Annotated in this window: 5 protein-coding genes and 1 pseudogene; 5 read left to right on the forward strand and 1 reads right to left on the reverse strand. The window is 68.3% G+C overall.

From position 1 onward, the window contains the following. Positions 1-56 precede the first annotated feature (56 nt). Entirely contained in the window at positions 57-2,390 is a 2,334-nt protein-coding gene (locus HWX09_RS28870) for a TonB-dependent receptor (RefSeq protein ID WP_027781365.1), read from the reverse strand. Positions 2,391-2,821: 431 nt separating this feature from the next. Between HWX09_RS28870 and HWX09_RS28875 the strand changes: the two genes are divergently transcribed. From HWX09_RS28875 to HWX09_RS28895, 5 genes and pseudogenes are all read left to right on the forward strand, one after another. Beyond that, positions 2,822-4,543, forward strand: coding sequence for a methanol/ethanol family PQQ-dependent dehydrogenase (locus tag HWX09_RS28875; RefSeq protein WP_027781366.1), 1,722 nt, complete (start codon positions 2,822-2,824; stop codon positions 4,541-4,543). An 80-nt stretch (positions 4,544-4,623) separates the two neighbouring features. Further along, positions 4,624-5,829: a c-type cytochrome gene (locus HWX09_RS28880; RefSeq protein WP_027781367.1), complete on the forward strand. Its 1,206-nt coding sequence runs from the start codon at positions 4,624-4,626 to the stop codon at positions 5,827-5,829. A 98-nt stretch (positions 5,830-5,927) separates the two neighbouring features. Further along, positions 5,928-6,242 (forward strand): high-potential iron-sulfur protein, encoded by a 315-nt coding sequence (locus tag HWX09_RS28885; protein ID WP_027781368.1) that lies wholly within the window; start codon positions 5,928-5,930, stop codon positions 6,240-6,242. Continuing rightward, positions 6,226-8,118, forward strand: coding sequence for a sigma-70 family RNA polymerase sigma factor (locus HWX09_RS28890; RefSeq protein WP_027781369.1), 1,893 nt, complete (start codon positions 6,226-6,228; stop codon positions 8,116-8,118). Before HWX09_RS28885 ends, HWX09_RS28890 begins: the two co-directional genes overlap by 17 nt. Positions 8,119-8,367: 249 nt before the next feature. Then, positions 8,368-8,483 (forward strand): annotated as a pseudogene (locus tag HWX09_RS28895) (AMP-dependent synthetase); the annotation flags it as partial.

Consider the following 8,483-nt stretch of genomic DNA (forward strand, 5'->3'; position numbering starts at 1 on the left):
ATTCGGGTCATGACGCGACCACGCACGCGGCCGCCGCCCACGCGATCGCGCGCCACTCAATCCCACGCATAGCGCACGCCGACCCACGCGCCGCGCGGCGCGCCCGGCCCGACGAACTGCTCGTTCACCGGATGGGCGCCGTCGAACGTGTGGTCCGGCCCGTTGAAGAAATTCTGGCCGAGTGCGCCGAAGCTTGCGTAGCGCTTGTCGAACAGGTTCGTCACGCTCGCGAACACCTCGAACCGCTTCGTGAGCCGGTAACGCATGTCGAGATCGACCAGCACGTAGCCGGCGATCCGGCCGTTCGCGTCGCCGTTGTTCTCGTCGCCGCGCGCGTACACGTCGCTGCGCCAGGTGACGTTCGCGCCGATGTCCCACGCGCGCGTCGCCGCGTAGTCGAGCCGCAGCTTCACCGTATGCGCGGGAATGCCGGGCATGCGCTCGCCCGGCTTGACCGTCACGTTGCCGTGCGCGTCGGCCGCCGAATTCGCGGGGCTGTGTTCGGTCCACGACGAACGGTAGGTCGCATCGACATAGCTGTACGACAGCCCGACACCGAGCGGGCCGAACCGCGTGCGGCCGGCGAGCTCGACACCCTGCCGCCGCGTGTCGCCGACGTTGCGGAAATAGCCCTGCGCGCTGGCCGGGCTGCTGATGAACTGGATGTCGTCGGTCAGCGTCGTGCGGTAGGCGGCGGCGCTCCAGCTCGTCGCCGCGCCGATGCGACCGCGCACGCCGGCCTCGAACGTCTTCGAGATCACGGGTTTGAGCGCCGGGTCGGCGACGAAGTCGTTCGGCAGCGAACACGGCGCGGCCGGGTCCGCGCACGCCAGCTCGATCGCGGTCGGCGAGCGCATGCCTTCGTTGTAGGCCGCATAGGCGGTAAAGCCCGCGACCGGATTCCAGTTGAGCCCGACGGCCGGGTTGAAGCGCGAGAACACATGGTTGCCGTCGAGCAGCGGTTGCACGCCGCTCTCGTCGCCGATCTGCGCTTTCGACCAGTCGTAGCGGCCCGACAGCGTCAACGTCCAGTGCGGCGTCAGCGACAGCGCATCGCTCAGGTATGCGCCGACGTTCGCGTTGCGCGTCTTCGCGCTGGTCTGCCGGACGAAATCGCCGATGCCGATCGCCGCGCGCGCGTCGGTGAAAGACGCGTCCTGCGACGACGCGACGTAGCTCGAGTTCGCGATATCGGCCGAAACGCCGGCGACCAGCCGGTTCGCCATCCCGCCGAGCTGGCCGAGCAGCGTGAGCTGCACGCTGCCGCCGTAGCTGTCGGTGACGACCGTCGATTGCGCGTTGCTGCCCTGCACCGTGTCGACCGTACCGTCGTCGCCCACGGATCCGTAGTCGGTATTGTTGTTGCTGCTCGTGTTGGCGTTGCGCAGGTGCCGGTAGTACGCATTGCCGCTCAGCTCGACGTGCTCGCCGAAAAAGCGGTCGCCCGACAGCGTCAGGTACCCGGCGCTGTTGCGGTTGCGGTCCGGATACGTATATGCCTGCTTCGGGTTGCCGAGGAACGAGCGCGGGATCGTCTGGGTGCCGGACAGCGTGTTGTCCGCGCCGCCCGCGGCGATCGACAGCGTCGAGTCCGCATCGGTGTAGCGCAGCTTGCCGAACGCCTGCCTCACGCGGCTCGCGTTATGGTCGGCCCAGCCGCCGTCGTTCGCGACGTTCGCGGTCGCGTAGTAGTCGAGGTTCGGGCCGATCGTCCCGCCCTGCTCGATGGCCGCGGTCTTGCGGCCCCACGCGCCGCCCGACACCTCCGCTTCGCCGCCCGGGTTCGAGCGGCCGTTCTTCGTCGTGATCGCGAGCGCACCGCCGAGCGTATTGCGTCCGTACACCGGGTTGGAGCCCGGAATCAACTGCACGCGGTCGATCGCCTGCGTGGGCAGGATATCCCAGTTCACGACGTCGCCGAACGGCTCGTTCACGCGCACGCCATCGACGAATACCGACAACCCCTGCGGCGTGCCAAGCAGCGGCGACGCGGTGAAGCCGCGATAGTTGACGTCCGTCTGATACGGGTTGCCCTGCGCGTCCGAGATCGTCACGCTCTGCAGGTTCGCGGCGAAGAAATCGGTGAGCGTCGCGCGGTGCTGCACGTCGAGCTCGGCCGCACGCACCGTCTGCACGTTCGCCGGCACCTTCGACAGCGGCGTGCCGACCCCGAGCAGCGGCGTCGTGCCGACGACGATCACCGCGGGCAGCACGACGGTCGAGGCGGGCAGCGCGAGCGCGGCGCCATCCGGCTGCTGCTGCTGCGCGCGCACGCTGCCGGGCGGCAGGCCGAACAGCGCCAGCGCGCCGAGGGTCGTGCCGACGCCTCGCACACGCCGGCCACGCCGCGTCGCGCCGTCGCGTGCGGCTGCCTTTGGTCTCCTGATCATTTCCGTTGTCTCCGCACTCGTATTGCGTCGGCCCGTGCGATGCACCGCGCGGCGACGGGTTGTCGCGAAGCCGGCGTGCGAGAACCGTGCCAGCGCCCCGAGCACGAGGGGTGCGTGCTGCGCCGCACACCGCCTCGAACCGACATGCGTGCGACCGACGGCCCGCTGTTCCGCGGACTGCGCCACCTGTCATGTTTGGCAACACTTCGCGCGCGACGGTGTACCTGAATGCAACACCTTCGTTGAGCCGATGGCGCGATGCGTCGATCGACGCATCACCTGCGATGCGCCGGTATGCCGCACCACGCCGGCTTCCGGCCGCGATGGCATGCGACTTGCGTAACGGGCAGTGCACTCGGCCCGGAACCCCAACCGTGCCGGCGCGACGACTCGTTCGCGGCGGTGCGACCACAATGACCCAGGAGACAACCATGAAGAAATTCTCGGCTTCAGCGAGCCGGCTGGCGACGATCGGAATCGCGGTGGCGGCCGCCGTCGCGCTGAACCCCGGCCTCGTCGAAGCGGCCGCGGACTACCCGGCCGTGACCTACCAGCGCCTGACCGATGCACACGGCGATCCGGGCTGGCTGACCTACTACCGCACCTACGACGGCCGCTCGCATTCTCCGCTCAAGCAGATCGACACGTCGAACGCGAAGGATCTCAAGCAGGTGTGGGCGTACAAATTCCCCGCCGACCTGAAGCAGGGCTTCGAGGCCACGCCGATCGTCAACGGCAACTACCTGTTCGTGACGACGCCGAAGGACAACGTCTACGCGTTCGATGCAAAGACCGGCAAGCAGCTGTGGAAATACGAGCCGAAGCTCGGCGCCGCATCGTTCAAGACCGCGTGCTGCGACGTCGTCAACCGCGGCGTCGCGCTGTACGGCAAGAACGTCTACATCGCGATGCTGAACGGCGAAATCGCGGCGCTCGACGCGCAGACCGGCAATCTCGTGTGGAAGAAGCAGATGTTCGAGCCGGGCCTCGGCTACGCATTCTCGCTCGCGCCGCTCGCGATCGACGGCGCGATCGTCGTCGGCACGTCCGGCGGCGAATACGGCATTCGCGGCTACATCGCCGCGCTGAATCCGGAGGACGGATCGCAGGTCTGGAAACGCTACACGATCCCCGGCGCCGGCGAAAAGGGCGCGGAAACCTGGCCCGACGGCATGCAGAGCCATGGCGGCGGCGCCGCGTGGCTCACCGGCACGTACGACGCCGCGTCGCGCACGCTGTACTGGGGTGTCGGCAACCCCGGCCCGTGGCTCGCCGCGCTGCGTCCCGGCGACAACCTGTATTCCGACTCGCTGCTCGCGCTCGATGCGAAGAGCGGCAACCTGAAGTGGCACTACCAGTACACGAACAACGACACGTGGGACTACGACGGCGTGAACGCGGCCGTCCTCGCGGACATCAAGTACAAGGGCAAGGACTACGACGCGATCATCCACGCCGACCGCAACGGCTTCTTCCACGCGATCGACCGCACGACCGGCAAGCTGATCTACGCGACGCCGTTCGTGAAGACGCTGTCGGTCACCGGCTACACGGCCGACGGCAAGCCGGTCCAGGACGCATCGAAGTTCCCGAAGGCCGGCACGACGATCGAAACGTGCCCGAGCTTCCTCGGCGGCAAGAACTGGTGGTCGATCTCGTACGACCAGGAACGCAACATCGCGGTCGTGCCCGCGCTGCATGCGTGCATGAGCCTGACCGGCAAGTCGGTCAGCTACATGGAAGGGCTGCCGTATCTCGGCGAAGGCTTCGAGATCAAGCCCGAACCGGGCAGCGAAGGCTACGGCGAGCTGACGGCCATCGACGTGAACACCGGCAAGAAGCTGTGGAGCCACTGGTCGAAGAAGCCGTGGAACGGCGGCGTCGCGACCACGGCGAGCGGCCTCGCGTTCAGCGGCTCGCTCGACGGCCACCTGTACGCGTTCGATACGGCGACCGGCAAGGTGCTCTGGGAAAGCCCGCAACTGGCGAGCGGCATCATCTCGCAGCCGTCGGTGTACGAGGTCGACGGCAAGGAGTACGTCGCCGTGCTCGCCGGCTACGGCGGCGCGAACCCGATCTGGGGCGGCCCGATGGCCGACATCGCGAAGGACGTGCCGCGCGGCGGCACGCTCTACGTGTTCGCGCTCAACTGAACAGGCGCCACGCCTGAGTCGCGCCCGCATGCGCCCGATGCGGGCGCGACGCCCCACCCGCTTCAACCGGACACACGACCATGAATACTCGCCTCACTACCGTTACCGTCGCCAGTCTGCTCGCCGTGGGCGTGGCGCTGACACCGGCAGCCGCGTCGGCCGGCGTGCGCGTCTGCACGCTGCCCGGCAGCCCGACCACGGCGCTCGACCGCTCCGTTGCGCGCGAAGTGTTCCGCACCGCGGGCATCGCCGCGACCTTCAACAAACGCGGCGTCGACGACAACGGCGACGACGACGGCATCTCCGCCGGCGAGCTGACGAAATCGCTCGAACGCGACTGCGACGTGATCGCGGGCTTCCCGCGTTCGGCGATCGCCGATGCGTCGGGATCGAAAATGACGTTCTCGCAAGGCTATCTGCGCTCCGGCTACGTCAGCGTGTCGCTGCGCGATGCGCAAGCGCCGACCGGCGCGAAGGAAACGATCGCGGCCACGTACGGCAGCCCGTCGCAACTGATCGCCGCGCAGCAGACCAACGCCCGCTTCGACCTCGAAAACACCAGCGAGAAAACGATCGGCGCGCTCGCTGCCGGCCGCGCCCAGCGCGCGATCGTCTGGTATCCGAGCGTCGTCGCCTACGCGCATGCGCACCCGCAACAACGGTTCAAGGTGGCGGCGACGTCGTCACCGTACTCCGACTGGCAACTGTCGTTCGCGTTCGGGCCGGGCAAGGACGCGCTGCAACAGCGCATCGACGCCACGCTGTCGCAAATGAGCGGCAACGGCCGTCTCGCATCGCTCACGCGCGGCTGGACGCTTCCCGACGACATCGCGCAAGCCGCCGCGACGCCCGTGCGCGGCCGGTTCCTCGACGGCGCGATCGCGGCCGCTCGGCAGCCGGCAAGAAGCGGCTTCATCAAGGTTTCGACGAGCGAAGGCAGCGGCGTCCCGTCGTTCGACCAGGCGCAGGTGCAACACGGCAAGAAGCTCTATACCGATTCGTGCGCGAAATGCCACGGCGACCAGCTCGAGGGCAACACCGCCCCCGCGCTGAGCGGGGAATCGTTCGCGCCCGAGGGCAAGTCGCACATCACGGTCGGCGGCATCTTCCTGTACATGTCGAGCAACATGCCGGCCGACCGCCCCGGCAAGATGACCGCACAGGAATACGAGGACCTGATGGCGTTCCTGCTTTACTCGAACGGCTACGACGCGTCGAAGAGCAAGCTGACCGCCGATATCGCCAACGCGTCGAAGGCGCCGCTCGTCGCCGGGCCGCGCAAATAACTTTCCCGCCCGCTTTCGTTTCGGTCGACCGCCGCGCCAGTCAGCATGACCGGCGCGCGGGCCCGACTTTTTCTTGTCATTTCATTCAGGACGACACCATGATCTCCCGCCCTCGCAGAACCTTCTTCGTGCAGGCCGCCGGCCTGTGCGCCGCGCTCGCGGCCGGCACGCGCGCATTCGCCGCCGCAGCGCCCGTCGACGAAAACGATGCCGCGGCGAAGACGCTCGGCTACCGCGCAAAGGCGACGGCCGTCGACGCGGGCAAGTTCCCGAAGTATCAGGCCGGCCAGACCTGTTCGAACTGCCGCTTCTACAAGGCCGCCGCGGGCGAATCCTCCGGTACGTGCCCGATGTTCGCGGGCAAGACGGTTGCCGCCGAAGGCTGGTGCAACGTCTATGCCAAGCGCGCTTGATGCAGGGCCCGCTCGCGAGCGCGACGGCGCGCCGCGGCGCGGCGCGGACGCCGAACGCGCGGTCCATCTGCATGCGCTGATCGCGCTGGGCGTCGAGCGCGGATACGTGACGCACGGAGAAATCGCCGATGCATTGCCCGACGCGTCGTCCGACGACGCGGCCGAACGCGCGGATTTCGACGCGGCCGCGTCGATGCTGCGCGAGTTCGGCATCGACGTACGCGAGCATGCCGGCGCGCGTTCCGCGTGGACGCTCGACCGCCATTTCGTGCAGGTGTCGGACGTCGCGTCGCCGCTCGTCGACGCATCGACGCCGCTCGCGGCCGACGATCTGCTCATGGGTCGGACCAACGACCCCGTCCGGCTCTATCTGCGGGAAATGAGCGCGACGCCGCTGCTCGAACGCGACGAGGAGATCGCGCTCGCGCTTCGTCTGGAAAGCGGCCGCGCCGCATGCATCGACGCTTTGAGCCGCGACCCGGCGGCGCTCGCCGTCATCGCGGAGATCGCGAACGACATCCGCGCCGGCAAGGTGGCGGCGTCGGTTTACGTGACGGGATTCGCCGGCGATATCGAGCCGTCCGCGAGCGCGCCGGCGATGTTGCCCGACGATTCGACCGCGGAGTCGCCGGCGCCGGACGATGCCACCGGTCCTTCGCTCGACAGCCCGGTATGGCGCGATGCGGTCGTCGAAGCGCTCGAGCACGCGGGCGCGCTGGCCTCGGCGATGCAGCACGCATTGCACGCGGACGGCTTCGCGTCGGCCGCTTACCGGACGCTGCTGCGCGAGGCTGCGGCGTCGACCGGCAGAATCCGCTTCACCTCGCGCGCGATCGAGCGTATCGGGCAGGCGAACCGCGAGCACGCGACTCGGGCACGCACGTTCGAAAAACGGCTCCTCGACACGCTGGCTGCTTCGGGCATACATCTGGAACCCGCGCGCCACGACCTTTTCACACGGTGCGACGACGTACGCGCATGGCTGTACGCATGCAGCGCCGCGCATCCCGACTGCGCCGCCGCGCTCGCCCGCCACGCGCCGGCGCTGATCGACACGCGCGGCATGCTCGCTCGCCTCGCCGGCCAGTCTCTCCTGCCGCTCGACATCGCGATCGCGCTCGATGCGCGACTCTCGCGTATCGAGCGGGCGATGCAACCCGCGAGAACGAAGCTGTTCCAGAGCAATCTGCGGCTCGTCGTCTCGGTCGCCAAACGCTATGCCGATCGCGGCCTGCCGTTCTCCGATCTGATCCAGGAAGGCAATATCGGCCTGATGAAGGCCGTTGATCGCTACGATCACCGGCGCGGCTTCAAATTCTCGACGTATGCGACCTGGTGGATCCGGCAGGCGATCACGCATGCGCTCGCCGATCTCGGGCGCACGATACGTGTGCCCGCGCATACGGTCGATACGCTCAACAAGCTGTCGCGGCTCGCGCGAATACACCGGCAACGAACCGGCGACGTCGCCGACGCGCGGGCGCTCTCCACGCAGATGCGGCTGCCCGTCGACAAGGTGCGCGAGCTGATGAGCATCGTGCGCGAACCGATCTCCGCCGACCTGCCGGTTTCGCCCGATCACGACCTCACGTTGTGCGACGTCACGATCGACCCCGACGCACCGACGCCGGAAGAAGCGGCGAGCGCCGGCCAGTTGCGCGCGGCGGTCGCCGCGCTGATCGACTGCCTCCCCGCACGCGAAGCGTGGATTCTTCGCCTGCGATACGGCATCGATGTCGAAAGCGAGTATTCGCTGCGCGAGATCGGCCAGCAATTGAACCTGTCGGCCGAACGCGTGCGCCAGCTCGAGGTGGCGGCACTCGAACGCATCCGTCAATTCAGGCACGCGCCGGCGCTACGCTCGCTGCTCGCCTGACGCGGCCGCGACGGCCGGCCACCATCCGGCCCGCACGCCGACTGCTCAGGACTGCAACACGATCTGCTGCATTTCTGAACGCCGCGTCGCATCGCGCCGTCATCCGCGACGCGGCAGGCCCGACCGGGTCGGGCACCACGCGCCCGGCAGTCAAGGCTTTCGGCGCAGTCGCGCAGCGGTCGCGCGGCTGGCATGCATGTTGCGTTTTCCCGAGCGCCGCACGAATCACATGAACGCATGGAGACACGCTTGTCCAAGATCGAATCGGTTCTTCACGAAACCCGTCAGTTCGCGCCGCCCGCGGCGCTCGAGAAGACGGCGACCATTTCCGGCATGCCGGCCTATCGCGCGCTCGTCGCCGAGGC

The sequence above is a fragment of the Burkholderia sp. BCC1208 genome (assembly GCF_902833095.1).
Classification (GTDB): Bacteria; Pseudomonadota; Gammaproteobacteria; order Burkholderiales; family Burkholderiaceae; genus Burkholderia.

What these genes read in the sequence shown, in the direction of transcription:
- HWX09_RS28890 (WP_027781369.1), top strand. Translation starts at nt 6,226, where the DNA reads ATGCCAAGCGCGCTTGATGCAGGGCCCGCTCGCGAGCGCGACGGCGCG.
- HWX09_RS28880 (WP_027781367.1), top strand. Translation starts at nt 4,624, where the DNA reads ATGAATACTCGCCTCACTACCGTTACCGTCGCCAGTCTGCTCGCCGTG.
- HWX09_RS28875 (WP_027781366.1), top strand. Translation starts at nt 2,822, where the DNA reads ATGAAGAAATTCTCGGCTTCAGCGAGCCGGCTGGCGACGATCGGAATC.
- HWX09_RS28885 (WP_027781368.1), top strand. Translation starts at nt 5,928, where the DNA reads ATGATCTCCCGCCCTCGCAGAACCTTCTTCGTGCAGGCCGCCGGCCTG.
- HWX09_RS28870 (WP_027781365.1), bottom strand. Translation starts at nt 2,390, where the DNA reads ATGATCAGGAGACCAAAGGCAGCCGCACGCGACGGCGCGACGCGGCGT.